This window comes from Clostridioides sp. ZZV15-6383, assembly GCF_020657735.1.
Lineage (GTDB): Bacteria > Bacillota > Clostridia > Peptostreptococcales > Peptostreptococcaceae > Clostridioides > Clostridioides difficile_D.
This window is the reverse complement of record NZ_JAGWCV010000004.1, coordinates 1-17,938: the sequence shown is the minus strand read 5'-3', so window position 1 is coordinate 17,938 and position 17,938 is coordinate 1. Positions and strand designations below refer to the sequence as shown.

Sequence of the window (17,938 nt, the reverse complement as noted above, 5' to 3'; positions counted from 1 at the left end):
AATAAATCTACCTATCCTTTAACATAACTATTAAAATATCATCATCATAATTATCTTTTGATGAAAAGTTCTTTAAATCTAACTTTAGATTTTCTACTATTAACTGCTGATTTAATCTAAAGTTTTCTTTTAAAAAGTTTTCTAATCTGTTTATACCATATTCTTCTTTTGATTTGTTCTTTATCTCTAAAATTCCATCAGTATACATACATACCATTGCATAATCTTCCATTGAAAGAGTATTATTTTCATAAGTAGCATCTTCCATTATTCCAATAGGTATACCTTTTTTGCAGTTCAAATTACTTTCTATCGTCCCATCCTTCTTTACAACTACTGGACTATAGTGACCTGCATTAGATACTGTAATCATATTTTCTTTAGTGTCTATAATACCTATCAAGCACGTTGTAAATACTCCCATTTTATCAAATTCATCATACAACATACTATTTAAATTTGTCATTATTTCTCTTGGTGTACTATATTGATTGCATAATACTTTAAAAGCACCTTTTATCATTGCAACAACATAATTTGATACCATTCCATGTCCCATTACATCAGCAACAATATAAACTATATGTTCATCATCTACTTTTGTAGCATAATAAAAATCTCCACCTACTACCCTTGCTGGTTTATGATAAAAATAAAGTTCTTTCTCATCATTACAATCCATTTTACCCTTATCCATAATAAGCTGTTGTTGTTTATTTAATATGTTTAACTCATTTTCAAGAACTTTGTGTTTTACTTCTTTTTCATTGTGTTCATATAACTGCATCCCAACAGAAACTTGCTTGGACAATATACTAAGAATATTTAAATCATCACTGGTATAGTTTTTGCTGTTTGCACAAACTATACATCCTATAGTTTCATTTTTATCCTGAAGTTTGTAATATATATAACTTTCCAAGTTTATTCCCTTTTTTGAACATGGTTTTAAGTTATTTAGATATCCTCCTAATGATTCCTTCTTTAAAAATGTATCAATCATAGGATATAAATTTGTTTTCTTTTTTTGCTCAACATTATAACAACTAACTATAGTATCCTTATTATGATGACCATTTATAATTATTAAAGCTTCTTTACTATTAGTAATATTGCATGCTTGTTTACTTAAATTTTCTAAAAAGCCATCAATACTCTTATTAAGGTATAATTTTTTAGTAGCTTCATTTATGGCACTTATTGAACCTCTTAACTTATCAATTAAAATTTGTACATTATTATTTTTATTAGTTATTTCTATTGATAAACTTAGGAGTGATGCAACAGATGATATAAAATCTATATCTTGTTCTGTTAAATAATCCTCCTCTTTTAAAAAGCAAGTCATAAATCCAACAACTACATTATTTATTATAAAAGGAAAAACTATTCTCCCAATATAACCTTCAGATTTTGCTAAATCTCGTTCACCTTCTGCTCTAGAATCTTCAAATACATTTTTTACATATATTATCTTTTTTTCATTTACAGCTTCATGTATATATTCTGGATATGTGTCAAAATCAATTTTTGCACCTTTAAGACTATTGATTGGAAAAATTTGAGGTACATATTCTAAGGTTTGTGAACATACTAAGTAGGCATATTTAGAATCATTTTTATAAAATAGATTCACACATGCCTTTGTGGGGTGAACAACCTCTAACATTTTTTCTATTATATCATCTTTTATATTAAAAAAATCTGTAGATTCAGTCACCATAGCGGATATCTCCACTAAATTCTTCATTTTATAACTGCCATTAGTCATACTCAATTTCTCCCCCTATATATTAAACTATTTATTAGTATTTTAACATACATTCTTTATAGTAAAAACAAAAACAACGACAAAACTAGCAACTAATATCCAGTTAAATCCTGTCAATAATCCTATAAGCAGTAATGTAATCAGTGCATTTAGACCTGTTCTCCCTTTTTCATCCATAAAAGTAATTTTAGAGATGTCGATATTATTTTTCACATTATTTATATGCTCTTTTACTTGTTCTTCCATATTTCTCTTATATAGTATATAAACTACACCGATTAAAAACACTCCTATACCTAAAACCATATTTAAATTAAATGCTGCCATAAGCAATATTGAACCAAAAACTAACTTTAAAAGTTTAAAAAATACACTATCTATCTTTAAAGTTATATTTCTAATTTCTTTACATTCATCTCTTAAAGAATAGGCACTTGAATCTAAATTATTAATCTTCGTTTTTACAATTTCAGAATAAAAAAGTTTTATTATCCCATTTAACATTTTCACCACTCCTAAATATTTTACATATATTTGTAAGTTTTACAATTATAATATTTTTTATACTTGGTAATAATAAAAAATAACAAATATTTTATAATTTAGTATTTATTGTAAATAATTTATTGAAACTTTATTGCTTAAGTATAGATTTTTTAATAAATATTTTATAATTAGAAGGAAGTGGTCTTGTGCAAATAGAAGAACTTGATTTAGAAACAAGAAATAAAATATACTGCTATACTAAAAAAATTCTTAGAAAATATCAAAAAGGTATAATATCTGGAAAATTGACAGCAGATAAATTTGTAAATAATATATTATCCCAAGATTTTATCAGTAGTATACTTGATGAAAAAATAGTCAATGAATCTGACTTTAAAACATCTTATATAGGCTATATCGAAACTTTAATAAAGATTCAAAATGAAAATTTATCTAACTTAAGAAAAAAATCTAATAAAACTGTAAAGTGTTTGAATATATCTCAAGTAACCCAATTAAAAAATTTACTAAGTAATACTGGCTATAATTTATTAATTCCATATAAATACTTAACTTCTAGAGATATAGAAGGAATCGTTACTCTTATTAATACTGGGTCTATTGAACTTGGAAATGAGAGAATCTATAATTATATATCAAAAGCATGATAATCTAAATTTATTATAAAAAGGCAATTTATTTAATAAAAACTATTTTAATATTAAATAAATTGCCTTTTTAATTTTTAGAATAAGTAATATTATCCAAGTGCTTTTTCTAATTTAGATAAATGTTGTATTGGATAATATTTTAATAACTCTTTAAATTGTTCTACTGATAATCCTTCTGTTGTTGTGTATATTCTTATTTTTTCATCCAGGTCACTATTAATAAATTTGTTTTTTAAATCCTCAAAATTTACACTACTCATTTAACATCACTCCTTATGTAACATATTCATTTGTATTATTTTATCCAAATTTCTAAAATTTATTACACAAAAATGTACTTATCTAAAATTTAATAAAAAAAAGCTATCTCAATTTAGAAATTACTTTCTATATTTGAGATAGCTCTAGCTAAACTAATAGCCAATAGTTATAAATAATTATTTATTAACTATCTGTTGCTTTTTCCAGCCATTTGTTGTTCAGCCATTTCAACTAATTTTTTAGTCATGTATCCACCTACATAACCATTTTCTCTTGCAGTAAGGTTTCCTTTATCAACTTGTTGATAATTACTCATACCAAGTTCATTAGCTATTTCTAATTTCATTTGGTTTAAAGCTTCTTTTGCTCCTGGTACTACTGTTCTGTTGTTGTTATTGTTACTTGCCATGTTGATTACCTTCCTTCTGTTTAATTTATTTTGTGTTGCTGATAATATTATGTGATTTTAAACATTTTTAATTCAGGTAATTTTTAGCAATTAAAACCTGCCAAATATCCAGTAGAAAAAGCTATTTGCAAATTGAATCCTCCTGTATATGCATCTATATCTATTACTTCTCCAGCAAAAAATAAACCTTCTACTAATTTTGATTCCATTGTACTCGAGTTTATTTCATTTACTTTTACACCACCAGAAGTTATTATAGCTTCATCAATGGGTCTGTATCTCTTTACTGTAAACTTTAAATTTTTTAATAAATGGACTAAGTTTTTTCTCTGTTCTCTAGAAATTTGATGAACAACTGTATCTGGATTAATTTCACTCAAATTTATTATTACAGGTATAAGTTTTTTGGGAAGCAAGTCATCCAATGCTTTTTCAAATTTTTTATTTGTATACTTCTGAAAATCTTTTTGAACTCTTTTATCCAATTTTTCTTCATCTAGTGCAGGTTTTAAATCTAACAATATAGTGTAATTTTCTTTACTTGTGTCTTTCATTCTACAACTTGCAGACTTTATTATAGGTCCATCTAAACCGAATTTAGTAAATTCAAGTTCTCCAAAATCACTATAAACTTTCTTTTTTCTGCTATTAAACACTCTTATCTCAACATTTCTTAATGATAATTTTTCTAAATCTTTTGTAAAACTTTCTTGGACTTCTATGCCAATTAAAGATGGTTTTGTATCTACAATTGTGTGTCCTTGTGAGATTGCAAATTTATATCCATCACCAGTAGAACCAGTAAGAGGATAACTTAATCCACCAGTTGCTACTATAACTGAGTCACACTTGATTTCTTTCTTATTGTTTAGAACTACTTTTTCAATTTTATTGTTTTTAGATATTATTTTTTCTACTCTCGAATTTAATAATATATTTACTTTTTTATTTTTGAGTTGCTTTTCAAGAGCCTTTACAACATCAAATGCTTTATCACTTTCCGGAAAGACTCTTTTTCCTCTTTCTGTTTTAGTTTTTACTCCAAGATTATTAAACATATTTATTACATCATCATTGGTAAAAGTATAAAAAGCACTATATAAAAATTTTCCATTTGTGGGAACATTTTCTATTAATCCCTCTATATCACAAGCGTTGGTGATGTTACATCTACCTTTTCCTGTTATTGCAAGTTTTTTGCCTAATTTATGATTTTTCTCAATTAATGTTACATCAAATCCTCTTTCACATGCAGTTGATGCAGCTATCATCCCTGCTGGTCCACCACCTATTACTACTACTTTCTTCAAATAATCACTCTTTTCTACCCTTAATTTTTTTAATTTAAACTATTTAACATATAACTCAAATCAATTTAATTTTAAAAGTTTAAATAATGCAGGAGCTCCTGCTACTCCATAAAAAACAACTACTGTATTCTTAATAAAATTCATAAAAATTATACTCATATTAGAGTCACTTATATTTAAAGTGACTATTAACATTGAAATAAACAACTTAATGCCAATGTATAATATTCCTATTGTTGCTATCCCAATCAAAAACCTACATATTCTTGAAAAAATTATATTTTTACTCTTCTTATTTTTACTGCTAAAGTTAATTTTTTTGTTATTATTATCTGTATTAAATTTAACAAATTTATCCTCAACTATATATCCAAATACAAACCCTACTATAATACCAAATTTTTCAAAATATTCGGGGCTATTTAAAAATATAGCTACTATTACAAATGGTATAAGTAAAGCTACAAGAAAAATATAATTTTTATTATCATCAATATAGTCAAATATTTTTACAAATATCACTGTAAAAAATATGCCTAGTACCCATCCAGCTATCACATCTATAGGCCAATGAACTGCTAAATACAACCTAGACAATCCAACTCCTAAAACCATCACTGCTCCTATTAAATGGATATATCTCTTTTTAAATATAGTCATGATACTAACCCAAAATGTAGTTGCAGTTTGAGTATGAGCACTTGGAAAAGAGTAGCCACCAGCAGTAGAAACTCTCAATGACTCAAGACCTTTTATTCCTATTGGTCTAGGAGCTTTTACAAATTCTTTGATGCCTAAATTTACAACAAAATTTCCAATTATAGCAAACAGTATTTTTTGTCCACATTTTTTATTTATACACCAATAAATGATTGTTGTAATTAATATTAATAATGGTGCTTCTGTGCTTATTGTGAATACAAGAAATATAAAGTTCAAAATTGGATTTCTTAAATTTTGGAAAAATAATAATATACTTAATTGAATATCCATATAGATGTCTCCTTTACTAAGATTTTATATACTTAATTAAAAAGCACTAACTCTCTTAGAGATTAGCGCTTTTAATTCACATTTAAGTCTATTCTACATCTTCAACTATACCTATATAAGGTAAATTTCTATACTTCTCAGCATAATCTATTCCATAACCAACAATAAATTTATCTTCAATAACAAATCCAACATAGTCTACAGGTATATTAGCCTTTCTTCTTTGAGGTTTGTCAAGTAGAGTACATAGTTTTAAAGATTTTGGATTTCTAGTTTTTAAAGCTGCAACTAGATTACTTAATGTTAAACCAGAATCTATTATGTCCTCTACAATCAACACATTTTTTCCTTCAATATCTACATCTAAATCTTTTAATATTTTAACTGTACCAGAAGACTCTGTTGAATTTCCATAACTTGTAACACTCATAAAATCTATATTTACATCCAAATCTATACATCTTATTAAATCTGAAACAAATACACTAGCTCCTTTAAGTATACCTACCACTAGTAAATCTTCACCTTTAAAGTCTTCTTCTATTTTTTTGCCTAATTCATAAACTTTTTCTTTTATTTGTTCTTCTGTCAACATTTTTCCTGTAACTTTGTACATTTTGTATCCTCCTGCTTTCCTTCTATTAACCTATATATTATAGCATACCAAAATGTCAATTAAAATCTTTTTCATCATTTTTAAACCTAAATTAACAGCTTATCCATACTTTTTTGTTTTTCCATTAAAAATTTGGATTAAAGATTCCTTTGTATTATAATCTATATGTACATATATTAATCAGTTATTTTTATCAATTATATAATTTTATTTTTGGAGGTACTTTTATGAGCACGAATCATGGAGCTAATTTATATAGTTTATCTAGTAAGTATGGCTTTTCAAAAGAGGAATTTATGGATTTTAGCTCAAATATAAATCCTTTTGGTACATCAAATTTAGCCAAACAATACATTGTAAACAATATAGATATGATATCTATGTATCCCGACCCCGATTACATAGACTTAAAAACTTCTATATCCAATTACTGCAAATGTTCTATAGATAATATAGTCCTTGGCAGTGGAGCTACAGAATTAATTTCATCATTTATACATACAATTAACCCTAAACAGGCTCTTTTACTTTCTCCAGTTTATTCAGAGTATGAAAAAGAACTATCTAAAATTAATTGTTCTATCGACAAATACTTTGCCAAAGAAGAAGATAATTTTCATATAAATTTAGAAAATCTTATAGAAACTATCAACGCTAAAGATTATGATTTGGTAATAATCTGTAATCCTAGTAATCCAACTGGATTTGCATTTACTAACGCAGAAATGAGAGAAATTTTAAAAAATACAAACTCATTTTTGATGATTGATGAAACTTATGTAGAGTTTACTGATACAGATACGTACTCCTGTACTCAAGTAGTCGATGATTATTCTAATTTATTCGTTATAAGGGGTACATCAAAGTTTTTTTCAACACCTGGTATAAGACTTGGATATGGTATTATATCTGATACTAATGTTAAAAATGAAATAAATAAAAATCTGGATTTATGGAATATAAATATAATTGCTTCTAAGATGGGTGAAATCATGTTTAGTGATTTAAATTTCATATCAAGCACTATTTCTTTAATGAATACTGAAAGAAACTATTTACTTAAAGAACTTAAAAATATAAAAAGTTTAAATGTGTATGATACTAAAGGTAATTTTATATTGTGCAAAATTAAGACAAAGGAATTGACTGCTAAATCTCTTCGTGAGAAACTAATTCCTCAAAGAAGAATAATAAGAGATTGTTATTCTTTTGAAGGTCTAGATGAATATTTTTTTAGGGTATGTATATTAAAACCTAATGAAAATAAATTATTAATATCATCTCTTAAATCAATTTTTAAATAAAAAAATTACTTTATTTTGTAATTTGTACAATATAAAAAATGGGAGTGTCTCAAAATGAACTTTTTAGTTCTAAGGCACTCTTTTTTGTATGAAATCAAATATATTTTCATCATTATTTCAATAATGAAAAAGAGGCCTATCTGTATTTTAAGACGGCCTCATTTTCATATATTTACAGACTAAGCACTTTGCTTTTCTTTGTTTCCTTTTTTACTAATTCCATCATTTATTTTATCTACAACTACTGCTATTGCATTATCTCCTGATACGTTACATGCTGTACCAAAACTGTCTTGAGTTAAGTATAAAGCTATCATTAAACTTGCAAGACCACCATCTGATGGTATTCCAACCATTGGTAAGAAAGGAAGTGCACTCATTATAGCTCCACCTGGTGCTCCTGGTGCTGCAACCATTGCTATACCTAACATTGCAATATAAGGGAATAATACGCCTATTCCATGTGGCATACCATTCATCATTAAAACTGCTGTTGTAAATCCTGTTATTGATATCATACTACCTGATAAATGTATTGTTGCACAAAGAGGTACAACAAATTCTCTTATTTGCTTACTTACTCCGTTTTTTTCTGCACAACCAACATTAACTGGTATAGTTGCTGCTGAAGATTGAGTACCTATAGCTGTTAAATATCCAGGTACTTGATTTTTTAACATTCTTACTGGATTTTTTCCTGAAAACATTCCTGCTGCTGTAAATTGACATGCCATATATACAAAATGTAAAGGGATTACTACTAAATATACTTTCCAGAATACCCCTAATATTGTCCATACTTCCCCTGCTATAGTTATATTTGCAAAAGTTCCTGCTATATATAAAGGTAATAAAGGTATAATTACTGTTGACAACGTTTTCGTTACGATTTCTTGGAATTCTTGGAAGAAATTAAATAAAGTTTCTCCTTTACCATGATTTCTTAAAGCTGATATTCCAAGTCCCATTACAAATGCAAATACGATTGCTGCTGTTACATCTACCATAGGCTCTAATGGAATTGTGAAGATTGGAGCTAACATTCCTGCTTCTGGGTCTCCAATTTGACTTGCAACACTTGCATCAATAAAATTTGGGAAGATTAATGTAGATACTACAAATGACAATAATCCTGCTATTAAAGTAGAACCATATGCGATTCCTGTAGTTATTCCCAATAACTTTCCTGCGCCTGTTGCTAAATCAGCTATACCTGCTGTTACAAAACCTATAATTATAAATGGTATAACAAATTTTAGGAATGCTGAGAATAGAGTACTAACTGTTACTAATATTTGTACAATTATTTCTGGTGCATAACTTCCGATTAAAATACCGACTATGATACCGATGATTAGCTTGGGCACTAAACCTATTTTTTTCTTCATAACATTTACCCTCCATAACTTTTTTAAATTAAGCATCCTTGTACATTGAATACTTAGCTAAATATTGGATATCCACTTATTATGATAATAGAGTTTTACCTCTCCGTCAACAATTTAACCATTTTTTGTTAATAAAAAAAAGAATAACACATATAAATTGTTATTCTTCTTCATCTTTTATAGAAAATTCTACATTTTCAATTATATTTGAATGTTTATCCTTTTTTGCAATAATTCTATACTTATTAATTTCTTCATTCACAGTACCTATACTCCAAATTAATACTATAGCATCATCTACAAAACCAAATGCACCAGCAATCATTTCAGGTACTATATCAACTCCAGATACAAAGTACGATATAGTAAAAATTAATACGGAAACTACTTTTATTTTATCGACTATATTGATTCGTTTATCTGTCATAAAATCAGGTAGTTTAAGTAAATCAAATATAAAAAGCAAACCAAATTTAGCATTTTTAAATCTCACCAAAATTTTTTTTAAAAAATCTAAAATTATATTAATGACTCTTTTTAGAAATTCCATATTTATCACCTCTTATAATTATAGGTTATTCTACATTATAACCGATATAATTAATTTGATGAATATATTAGATATAAATTTTATTAATTAGTTTACATTTAAATTATAATAATTCAATTCCTGCACTGCTACAATTTTTAATCATATCTTGTGGCCATACTCCAACCTGTACTTCTCCTATATGAGCCCTTTGCAAGAAATACATACATATTCTTGATTGACCAATTCCTCCACCAATTGTATATGGAAGCTCACCATTTAAAAGCATCTTATGATAGTCAAACTCTTTTCTCTCTTCACATCCAGCAAGTTTCAATTGTCTATCAAGAGATTCTTCATCAACTCTAATTCCCATTGAAGATAATTCTAACGCTGAATCTAAAACAGGATTATAAAATAATATATCTCCATTCAATTCCCAGTCATCATAATCAGGGCTTCTTCCATCATGTTTTTCTCCTGATATTAGTGTCTTTCCTATTTGAGTTATAAATACTGCCTTCTTGTCTTTTACAACTTTGTCTTCTCTTTCCTTTGGCGATAATTCAGGATACATATCTTCTAACTCTTGTGATGTTATAAAAGTTATTTCTTCTGGTAAGATTTCTTTTATACCTTTATACATACTACATACAAAAATTTCAGTATCTTTAAATACTCCATATAGCCTTTTTACAATATCTTTTAAAGTCTTTTCATTTCTGCTACTTTTATCTATAACCAATTCCCAATCCCACTGGTCTACATAAAGGGAATGTATATTATCCAATTCTTCATTTTTTCTTATTGCATTCATATCTGTATATAAACCACTGCCAACTTCAAAGCCGTATTTTTTAAGAGCTAATCGTTTCCATTTTGCAAGTGATTGAACAATTTCTGCATTTTTATTCATAAATGGTATATCAAAACTTACAGCCTTTTCTCCATTTAAATTATCATTTGCACCTGTTTCTGGTAATACAAATAACGGAGAAGAAACTCTTATAAGATTTAATTCATTACTTAGTCTCATTTCAAAAAAATCTTTTAATTTTTTTATAGCTATTTGTGTATCAATTACATTCAAACTACTTTTATAATCCTTTGGTATTATTGTGCTCATATTATTCACTCCCTATATTTATATATTTTTCCATAAAAAAAACCCTTCATCCCTATATAAAAGGGACGAAAGGTTGCTTTTCCGCGGTACCACCCTGATTAGTCTGAAATAAATTCAAACCCAGCTCATAATGTACAGATATTACTCGATACATCCCAATATGATAACGGTTTGGTTCCGACTAAGCCTACTCTTTTAAAATTTCGGTTAGCAACTCCAGGATGTTCTTCATTATAGACTTCATATTGGTCTCACACCATCACCAACTCGCTTTAATTACATTCTATAACTACTCTTCCTTTCAAAGTCTTTAAGAGTTTAATTCAATAAAATTTAGCTCTCTTATGTTTTCTATTTATTCATAATAGTATGATAAGTGATTAGTTAAAATTTGTCAAGTTTATTATTTTTTTATTTTTACACACTTTAGAACTTTTACCTATACTTTATAAATTTTCAAACGTAGCCTTTAATCTATCCATACATTCTTTTAATAAAGACTGTGGACATGCTACATTTATTCTTTCAAATCCTATTCCTTCTTTTCCAAATATATAACCCTCATCAAACAATACATTAGCTTTTTTAAACATTAAATCTTCAAGTTCTACTTCATTTAATCCATAAGCAGTAAAATCTAACCATGCTAGATATGTTCCTTCTGGATAAACAAGTTTTACTTTTGGTAAATTTTCTTTTAAGTATTCATCAATAAATTTTATGTTGTTATCTAAATATTCATTCAATTCATTAAGCCAATCTTCACTCTCATTATATGCTGCTATTGTAGATACAATAGCAAAAGGATTTGGTGAGGTTCCAACTCCAACAGCTGTAACTTCTTCTTGATATTTATTTCTTAATTCATTATTATTAACTATTATATTAGACAATTGCATTCCAGCCAAATTAAACGTTTTACTTGGGGCTATACATGTAATTATTTTATCTTTATACTCTGGACATAAGGCTTGCAAAGGAGTATGTTTAAATCCTTTTCTAATTAAATCAGAATGTATCTCATCAGCTATTATCCATAAATTGTATTTTTTACATATTTCTACAACCTTTTTTAATTCTTCTTCTCTCCAAACTCTCCCAACAGGATTGTGAGGGCTACAAAGTATAAGTACTTTATTGTTACTACACTTAGCCTTTTCTTCCAAATCATCATAATCCATTCTATAAGTCCCATTTTCATATATTAGAGGATTGTTTACAACTTCTCTATTATTACTTTTTATCTTAGCTTCAAATGGGTAATATACTGGTTTTTGAATTATTACACCTTCATTAGAATCAGTTAATATTCTTACTAAAATAGCCACCGCTGGTACGACCCCTGGACTAAAAACAATATCTTCTCTATTTATTTCCCAGTTAAATCTCCTTTTATACCAACCACAAACTGAATCAAAGTATTTCTCACTATCATTGGAACTATACCCAAATATTTTGTGATTAACTTTTTTATGTAACGCTTCTATTATTGGTTCTGCACATTCAAAATCCATATCTGCAATCCAAAAAGGTAAACCATATTTTTGTGCTTTTGGTGAACAATTAGTTCTAAAATCCCATTTAACACAATCTGTTCCCACTCTATCTATTACTCTGTCAAAATTATATTTACTCATTTTTCCCCTCCTAAAAATATAGATTTTATAATTATTAAATCTATAGCTATGTATAATTTAGTATTATTTTACAACTCTACATACTATAATAATAGCACTTTTTTGTCCAATAGATTTAAAATATATTTGTTTTTATTGTTATAGTTTTTTTCAATATTGTAAAAATAACTTCATTATATCAAAACAAGATTGCTCATATTAATTATATTTCAACTAACATGGGCAATCTTTTTCTATAGTTTCTAAAATTTTAAATGTGAAGCTAATCGTTTGGACATTATCCTAATCTCTTTTCAACCAATCTACACCATATATCTACTCCATATTCTAATGCCTTTGTATCAAATGTTACATTTGGGTTATGGAATCCTGGTGTAGCATCAGCTCCCAATCCAATATATGTAGTTTTACATTTTAATTTTTGTGTATAATAGTGGAAATCTTCTCCTCCAGAATTTTTAAATATACCTATCGACGCATCTGTTCCCAATACATCTTTTATAGTTTCTTCAGCCAATTTCACAAGCCCTTCATCAAACTCTGCTGCTGGTACTCCATCCTTTGAAAGCAATATAGCTTCTGCATTTATAGAACTTACAGCAGTTTTTACAGCATGGATGGCTTTTTCTTTTAATTCTTCTATTATATCATTACTTTCAGCTCTTATATCTAAAGCCATAAATGCTTCATCTGGTATATTATTATATGTTTCTCCTTTAACGGATATATTTGTTACTTTTATAGAATTTGGTACAGCTGGATTTACTCTTATTGCATTTATCGAATTTACTGCTAAACAAACAGCATCTACTGCATTTACTCCCAAATGCGGTTTAGAACCATGACAAGTAGTACCTTTAATCGCAAATTCCATTATACAACTAGCACAATGATACATTGCAGGTATAGCCTTTCCCAGCCTACAATCTTGTCCAGGTCTTAAATGCATACCTACCATTTCTTCTACATCATCTAATAACCCAGAATCAATTACTCTTAATGCTCCATATAACTTTTCTTCCCCTGGTTGAAAAAGTATTTTTAATTTTCCTCTCTTTACTAGGTTTCTATCTTTTATTAACTTTGCAGCTGTTAAAAGCATAGAAGTGTGACCATCATGACCACAAGCATGTATCATTTTCTTTTTTCCATCTATTATAAATTCCAACGCATCCATATCTGCTCTTATAGCAAATACAGGTCCTTCTTCTTTAGAATCTATAGTTACTATAATACCAGTTCCTGCAATACCTTTATTAATATTTTCAAATCCCATTTTTTCAAGCTCTTTTAAAACAAATTCTGATGTCTTGTATTCTTCAAATCCTTTTTCTGGTATAGTGTGTAGATAATCATACACTTTATGTACATACTCAATATAACCTTTGTTAGTCTGCATAATATAATTCCTCCTTAAAATTTAAACCTTCAATTTATATTAAATTTTTATTATAATTACCTATACTATGAAATAATTCATTATAAGCATTGCAATGCAACCATTTAACGTTGCTATCACAAACATGTGTGGATAGTACTTTGTCTTTAATTCAGCCGTTCCTAAAAGTCTGCCCATAAATTGTATCTGAGCTCCTGAAAGCAATAACATTGGTAAGAGAATTGCAACATGTGCTTGGCTTATCTGACCTGCTGTAAACAAACCTGCTATTACCCCAGATGCTCCTCCCATTGATATAAATATTGTCATTATAGCCGTTGCTGCAACACCTGGAAGTCCAAATAAACTCATTACAGGTGTGAATATTGTCCCTATTATATCCAAAAGACCAGTTAAATTGAATACAGAAATTATAGCAAAACCAAATATAACATTTGGAGCCATTGAATTTGTACTTATTTGAAATCCATTTCTAGCCCCTCCAATAAATGCATCTATCACATTTCCTTTTTTAACTTTTTCTTCTTTTTTTGCTACCTCACTCATATTAAGCTTCCCCCTTGTCAAATTTATTTAAATATAATCTAAGTAAGTTTGCCCCAACAAATTTCATAATTAAGATTAAAGCAAGTGGTATAAATATTGGTACATCTCCTATAAATGGAAATAGTGCTGCTCCAGAAGCAAAGAAATTTGTTATTGCAGACGCACCTGAAAATTGAAATGCACAAAATACTGCCTTTTGTTTTTCATCTATATATCCATCATCTTTAAGTTCTTTAGTCATAGATGCCGCAGCATCTGTAGATTGTAAGCTAGCTATTAAAGTTAACCCTGCAAATCCAGGTAATCCTAATAATGGTTTTAATAGTGGGCTAAGAAGTTTTTGAGCTGCCTTCATTCCATCTAAATGGTCTATAACTCTAACTATTCCAAGAGCAAACATAACTGATGGTATTAGTGTCAATGCGTATAACCACCCATCTCGAGGACCAGTACCTCCATCTCCTCTAAAGTTTGCAGCTAATGTACCTACACCATCATTGATTGTTCCTAGTGTTCCAAAAGAACCCAATACATTATTAAAGTCCAAAACTTTTAATGCACCTGGTGCATCTTTAAATATTCCTGAAAAGAATAATGCACCCAATATCAATGATACATACCCATACCATTTTACCTCTACTTTTTCTGTTGTTGATTCCAATTTTTTCATATAAATTCTCCCTCCTGTTTAAATGAATTTTATTAGTATATCTATTTAATAAGCAAAACTTATGCCAATACTTTAATGATAAGGTTTTTGTGTTTAATTTATTGTTGTAAATTTATTCCAATAATTAAATTACTTATAATTACTAACTTCTCAAGTTTATAAATACATTCTTTTTTTATTACTTATTTAAAACAAACTTCACAATATAAAAAACTGATTTTTGTTATCTAACAAAATTCATTTTTAAATAGGTTTTTATAGGATAAAAACCTAAAAAAACCTATTATTTAATCAAATATCTAAATTTATTCTATTATTTGTTGTATAATATAACTAATCTTATACTTTAAAAATAAATATTACTTTGTTGGGAGAAATAAAATGGACAAAAAAAAATTAATCCTTATAACATATGATAAATTAAATAGTGACCACTACAAAGAGGAGTTAATAAGCTTTTTTGGAGATGAAATAATCATAGAAACACAAAATATACTTGATGGCATAAAAGAAAATTTAGAAGGAGATGTAGTACTTTCTTTGTCACCTTTAACTAGTAATTTTTTAATAAAACATTTTAAAGAAGACATTGAAATTATTCACGGAACGAAAGCACTTTCAAAACTTGGATATGAAAAAATGATGCAACTCCCTCCAGGTACAAAATCATTACTTATGACCACCAATAAAACTTCAGCATTTGAGATGGCCACTTATCTATATAAAATTGGAATAAATCATATAGATTTTGTACCAACATATCCAGATTGTGATGAAGTATATGACTTAGATACAGCTATAACACCAGGACAAATTAGATTCATACCAAAATACATAAAAAATATAGTCGACCTAGGTTGGAGAAAAATTTCATTAGATACATATATGTCATTACTAGTAGTACTAAAGCTAAAAAATGAAAAATTTATAGAAAAACTATACAGGTTGTCCAAAGAGACATTAAGCCATGACTTCTTGAATACATCCTTAGATAATATATCTAAATTAAAAACTATACTATACATGACCATTGATGAAATAGGTGATGGTCTAATATTTTTCAATACCTTTAACAAAGTTACTTTTGTAAATAAATCTTTACTTAGTATGTTAGAACTAGATGAAAAACTTATAAAATCACCATCCTTAATGGAATATCTACCAAAGAGTTTCTTAGATAAAATTACAAAGAATTTAAATATAGATAATATGATTATATACATAGATGAAATAGATAAAAAATTCATACTTTCTAAAAAACCGTTTTATCTTTATAAAAATATAGAGGGTTGCTTAATTACATTAAAAGATGTAAACAATATAGAAATATTAGAACAAAAAATAAGAAGTGATTCTGTTAAAAGAGGTTACGTAGCTAAATATAAATTTAATAATATTATTGGAAATACTGTTGTTATAAAAGACTGTATTAAAAAAGCAAAAAAGATGGCTCTTACAGATAATCCTATATTAATAACAGGTGAAACAGGTACAGGTAAAGAAGCCTTTACTCAATCAATACATAATCATTCAAATAGAAAAAATAAACCTTTTGTAGCAATAAATTGCGCTTCACTACCAAGTGAACTACTTGAAAGTGAACTATTTGGATATGAAGATGGCTCCTTTACTGGTGCAAAAAAGGGTGGAAAAAAAGGATTATTTGAATTGGCTCATACTGGCACTATATTTCTAGATGAGATAGGAGATATGCCACATAATTTACAGGTTAAACTTTTGAGAGTCTTACAAGAAAAAGAAATCAGAAAAATTGGTGGTACAAGTATCATTCCAATTGATGTGAGAATATTAGCTGCTACAAATAAAGATTTAGAAAAATTAATTACAGAAAATAAATTTAGGATGGATTTATTTTACAGAATAAGCATGTTCACCTTAGATTTGCCTCCACTTAGATATAGATTAGAAGATATACCTATTCTTTTAGAATCATTTTTAAAAGAATTTCCCTATAAAAATATCAAACTAGATAAAAGTCTTTTAGAAGCTTTAAATTCATATACTTGGATGGGTAATATTAGGGAATTGAGAAATTGTATTGAATATATGGCCTACATGGGTTCCAATTATCTTACAATAAATGATTTACCTCAAAACATATCTTCAAAATTAAATAATAATTATATGTCAAGTAATGTGTCTATATTCAATGATTTGAGTCAATATGACAAAAACATATGTATTTCTATTCTAAAATCATTGTACATGAAGCCAATGGGGAGGACAAAACTAATGAAATTTATGGAATATAATGTCACAGAATACGAAGTAAGAAATATGCTCGAATATTTGACACACAACGGATACTTAATTTCTGGTAAAGGAAGAAAGGGTTCATCTATAACTAAGAAAGGTATAAAAATAATAAAAAATAATATAATTTAAATCTATAGTAATTCATCTTTACTTTATCAAACTTTATATATAATTATAATTTTTTATTTTTATATAAATTTTTTATAAAATAATAAAACTTATTTATATCAAAAACTAGGCTATCTCAAAATTAGTATAATCCCCTTATAGTAGACATTCAAATAAAAGGCCATTATAATAGGTCTAAAAAGCGTATACTCTAAGGGGGGTTTCTATGTCTAAAAAATACAAAAAATATAGCAAAGAACTTAAACTAAAAGCTGTAAACTTATATATAAAAGAAGGATACTCATCATATAAAATTGCTGAGATGCTGAATATAAGAAGCAAAACACAAGTTCAAAACTGGGTAAAAGATTATAAAAATAAAGGTAAAATTGCATTTACTGAGGAAACTAGGGTCAGATTTAAAAATATTAGTCTAG

At 27.5% G+C, this 17,938-nt stretch carries 18 protein-coding genes and 1 other annotated feature; of the genes, 4 read left to right on the top strand and 14 right to left on the bottom strand.

Translation table 11 applies throughout. From position 1 onward, the window contains the following. Positions 1–7 precede the first annotated feature (7 nt). Positions 8–1,771, bottom strand: coding sequence for a GAF domain-containing SpoIIE family protein phosphatase (locus KGF42_RS02675; RefSeq protein WP_199856109.1), 1,764 nt, complete (start codon positions 1,769–1,771; stop codon positions 8–10). A 42-nt stretch (positions 1,772–1,813) separates the two neighbouring features. Continuing rightward, positions 1,814–2,275, bottom strand: a complete 462-nt coding sequence (locus KGF42_RS02670) for a hypothetical protein (protein WP_054274659.1) — start codon at positions 2,273–2,275, stop codon at positions 1,814–1,816. 188 nt (positions 2,276–2,463) lie between these two features. On the opposite strand from KGF42_RS02670, the gene KGF42_RS02665 reads away from it, so the two are divergent. After that, on the top strand, positions 2,464–2,925 hold the full coding sequence (locus KGF42_RS02665; protein ID WP_227822265.1) for a hypothetical protein: 462 nt from the start codon (positions 2,464–2,466) through the stop codon (positions 2,923–2,925). A gap of 92 nt (positions 2,926–3,017) precedes the next feature. On the opposite strand, the gene KGF42_RS02660 is transcribed toward KGF42_RS02665, so the two are convergent. From KGF42_RS02660 to hpt, 5 genes are all read right to left on the bottom strand, one after another. Beyond that, on the bottom strand, positions 3,018–3,188 hold the full coding sequence (locus KGF42_RS02660) for a hypothetical protein (protein ID WP_003416012.1): 171 nt from the start codon (positions 3,186–3,188) through the stop codon (positions 3,018–3,020). Positions 3,189–3,376: 188 nt separating this feature from the next. After that, positions 3,377–3,598, bottom strand: coding sequence for an alpha/beta-type small acid-soluble spore protein (locus tag KGF42_RS02655; RefSeq protein ID WP_003416009.1), 222 nt, complete (start codon positions 3,596–3,598; stop codon positions 3,377–3,379). 83 nt (positions 3,599–3,681) lie between these two features. Next, positions 3,682–4,908, bottom strand: coding sequence for an NAD(P)/FAD-dependent oxidoreductase (locus tag KGF42_RS02650; protein WP_227822264.1), 1,227 nt, complete (start codon positions 4,906–4,908; stop codon positions 3,682–3,684). Positions 4,909–4,968: 60 nt separating this feature from the next. Beyond that, positions 4,969–5,901 carry a phosphatase PAP2 family protein gene (locus KGF42_RS02645; RefSeq protein WP_227822263.1) on the bottom strand — a complete coding sequence of 311 codons (933 nt, stop codon included), beginning with the start codon at positions 5,899–5,901 and terminating at the stop codon, positions 4,969–4,971. A gap of 88 nt (positions 5,902–5,989) precedes the next feature. Continuing rightward, on the bottom strand, positions 5,990–6,517 hold the full coding sequence (gene hpt, locus KGF42_RS02640) for a hypoxanthine phosphoribosyltransferase (protein ID WP_003416006.1): 528 nt from the start codon (positions 6,515–6,517) through the stop codon (positions 5,990–5,992). Positions 6,518–6,744: 227 nt separating this feature from the next. Between hpt and KGF42_RS02635 the strand changes: the two genes are divergently transcribed. Further along, positions 6,745–7,821 carry an aminotransferase class I/II-fold pyridoxal phosphate-dependent enzyme gene (locus KGF42_RS02635; protein ID WP_227822262.1) on the top strand — a complete coding sequence of 359 codons (1,077 nt, stop codon included), beginning with the start codon at positions 6,745–6,747 and terminating at the stop codon, positions 7,819–7,821. Positions 7,822–8,000: 179 nt separating this feature from the next. On the opposite strand, the gene KGF42_RS02630 is transcribed toward KGF42_RS02635, so the two are convergent. From KGF42_RS02630 to KGF42_RS02600, 7 genes are all read right to left on the bottom strand, one after another. Beyond that, entirely contained in the window at positions 8,001–9,209 is a 1,209-nt protein-coding gene (locus tag KGF42_RS02630; RefSeq protein WP_054274665.1) for a dicarboxylate/amino acid:cation symporter, read from the bottom strand. Positions 9,210–9,369: 160 nt separating this feature from the next. Beyond that, entirely contained in the window at positions 9,370–9,759 is a 390-nt protein-coding gene (locus KGF42_RS02625; protein ID WP_227822261.1) for a DUF1232 domain-containing protein, read from the bottom strand. A gap of 103 nt (positions 9,760–9,862) precedes the next feature. After that, positions 9,863–10,864 (bottom strand): aspartate--ammonia ligase, encoded by a 1,002-nt coding sequence (gene asnA, locus KGF42_RS02620; protein ID WP_227825658.1) that lies wholly within the window; start codon positions 10,862–10,864, stop codon positions 9,863–9,865. Between the two features lie 58 nt (positions 10,865–10,922). Next, positions 10,923–11,178, bottom strand: a binding site (T-box leader). Positions 11,179–11,310: 132 nt separating this feature from the next. Then, on the bottom strand, positions 11,311–12,501 hold the full coding sequence (locus KGF42_RS02615) for a MalY/PatB family protein (RefSeq protein ID WP_227825657.1): 1,191 nt from the start codon (positions 12,499–12,501) through the stop codon (positions 11,311–11,313). A 277-nt stretch (positions 12,502–12,778) separates the two neighbouring features. Beyond that, positions 12,779–13,900 carry a M20 peptidase aminoacylase family protein gene (locus tag KGF42_RS02610; protein ID WP_227822258.1) on the bottom strand — a complete coding sequence of 374 codons (1,122 nt, stop codon included), beginning with the start codon at positions 13,898–13,900 and terminating at the stop codon, positions 12,779–12,781. Positions 13,901–13,960: 60 nt separating this feature from the next. Next, the gene (locus tag KGF42_RS02605; protein WP_054274670.1) at positions 13,961–14,446 is read right to left on the bottom strand and encodes a YjiG family protein; all 486 of its coding nucleotides are present in this window, start codon (positions 14,444–14,446) and stop codon (positions 13,961–13,963) included. A 1-nt stretch (position 14,447) separates the two neighbouring features. After that, positions 14,448–15,116 (bottom strand): nucleoside recognition domain-containing protein, encoded by a 669-nt coding sequence (locus tag KGF42_RS02600; RefSeq protein ID WP_054274671.1) that lies wholly within the window; start codon positions 15,114–15,116, stop codon positions 14,448–14,450. 381 nt (positions 15,117–15,497) lie between these two features. On the opposite strand from KGF42_RS02600, the gene KGF42_RS02595 reads away from it, so the two are divergent. Continuing rightward, on the top strand, positions 15,498–17,522 hold the full coding sequence (locus KGF42_RS02595; protein ID WP_227825656.1) for a sigma 54-interacting transcriptional regulator: 2,025 nt from the start codon (positions 15,498–15,500) through the stop codon (positions 17,520–17,522). 205 nt (positions 17,523–17,727) lie between these two features. Further along, a partial coding sequence (locus KGF42_RS02590; protein WP_227825655.1) for a helix-turn-helix domain-containing protein occupies positions 17,728–17,938 on the top strand: 211 nt, incomplete at its 3' end.

Excerpts from the sequence above, each read along its gene's own strand:
- KGF42_RS02675 (WP_199856109.1), bottom strand. The coding sequence starts at position 1,771 with ATGACTAATGGCAGTTATAAAATGAAGAATTTAGTGGAGATATCCGCT.
- KGF42_RS02670 (WP_054274659.1), bottom strand. The coding sequence starts at position 2,275 with ATGTTAAATGGGATAATAAAACTTTTTTATTCTGAAATTGTAAAAACG.
- KGF42_RS02660 (WP_003416012.1), bottom strand. The coding sequence starts at position 3,188 with ATGAGTAGTGTAAATTTTGAGGATTTAAAAAACAAATTTATTAATAGT.
- KGF42_RS02655 (WP_003416009.1), bottom strand. The coding sequence starts at position 3,598 with ATGGCAAGTAACAATAACAACAACAGAACAGTAGTACCAGGAGCAAAA.
- KGF42_RS02645 (WP_227822263.1), bottom strand. The coding sequence starts at position 5,901 with ATGGATATTCAATTAAGTATATTATTATTTTTCCAAAATTTAAGAAAT.
- hpt (WP_003416006.1), bottom strand. The coding sequence starts at position 6,517 with ATGTACAAAGTTACAGGAAAAATGTTGACAGAAGAACAAATAAAAGAA.
- KGF42_RS02635 (WP_227822262.1), top strand. The coding sequence starts at position 6,745 with ATGAGCACGAATCATGGAGCTAATTTATATAGTTTATCTAGTAAGTAT.
- KGF42_RS02630 (WP_054274665.1), bottom strand. The coding sequence starts at position 9,209 with ATGAAGAAAAAAATAGGTTTAGTGCCCAAGCTAATCATCGGTATCATA.
- KGF42_RS02625 (WP_227822261.1), bottom strand. The coding sequence starts at position 9,759 with ATGGAATTTCTAAAAAGAGTCATTAATATAATTTTAGATTTTTTAAAA.
- asnA (WP_227825658.1), bottom strand. The coding sequence starts at position 10,864 with ATGAGCACAATAATACCAAAGGATTATAAAAGTAGTTTGAATGTAATT.
- KGF42_RS02615 (WP_227825657.1), bottom strand. The coding sequence starts at position 12,501 with ATGAGTAAATATAATTTTGACAGAGTAATAGATAGAGTGGGAACAGAT.
- KGF42_RS02610 (WP_227822258.1), bottom strand. The coding sequence starts at position 13,900 with ATGCAGACTAACAAAGGTTATATTGAGTATGTACATAAAGTGTATGAT.
- KGF42_RS02605 (WP_054274670.1), bottom strand. The coding sequence starts at position 14,446 with ATGAGTGAGGTAGCAAAAAAAGAAGAAAAAGTTAAAAAAGGAAATGTG.
- KGF42_RS02600 (WP_054274671.1), bottom strand. The coding sequence starts at position 15,116 with ATGAAAAAATTGGAATCAACAACAGAAAAAGTAGAGGTAAAATGGTAT.
- KGF42_RS02595 (WP_227825656.1), top strand. The coding sequence starts at position 15,498 with ATGGACAAAAAAAAATTAATCCTTATAACATATGATAAATTAAATAGT.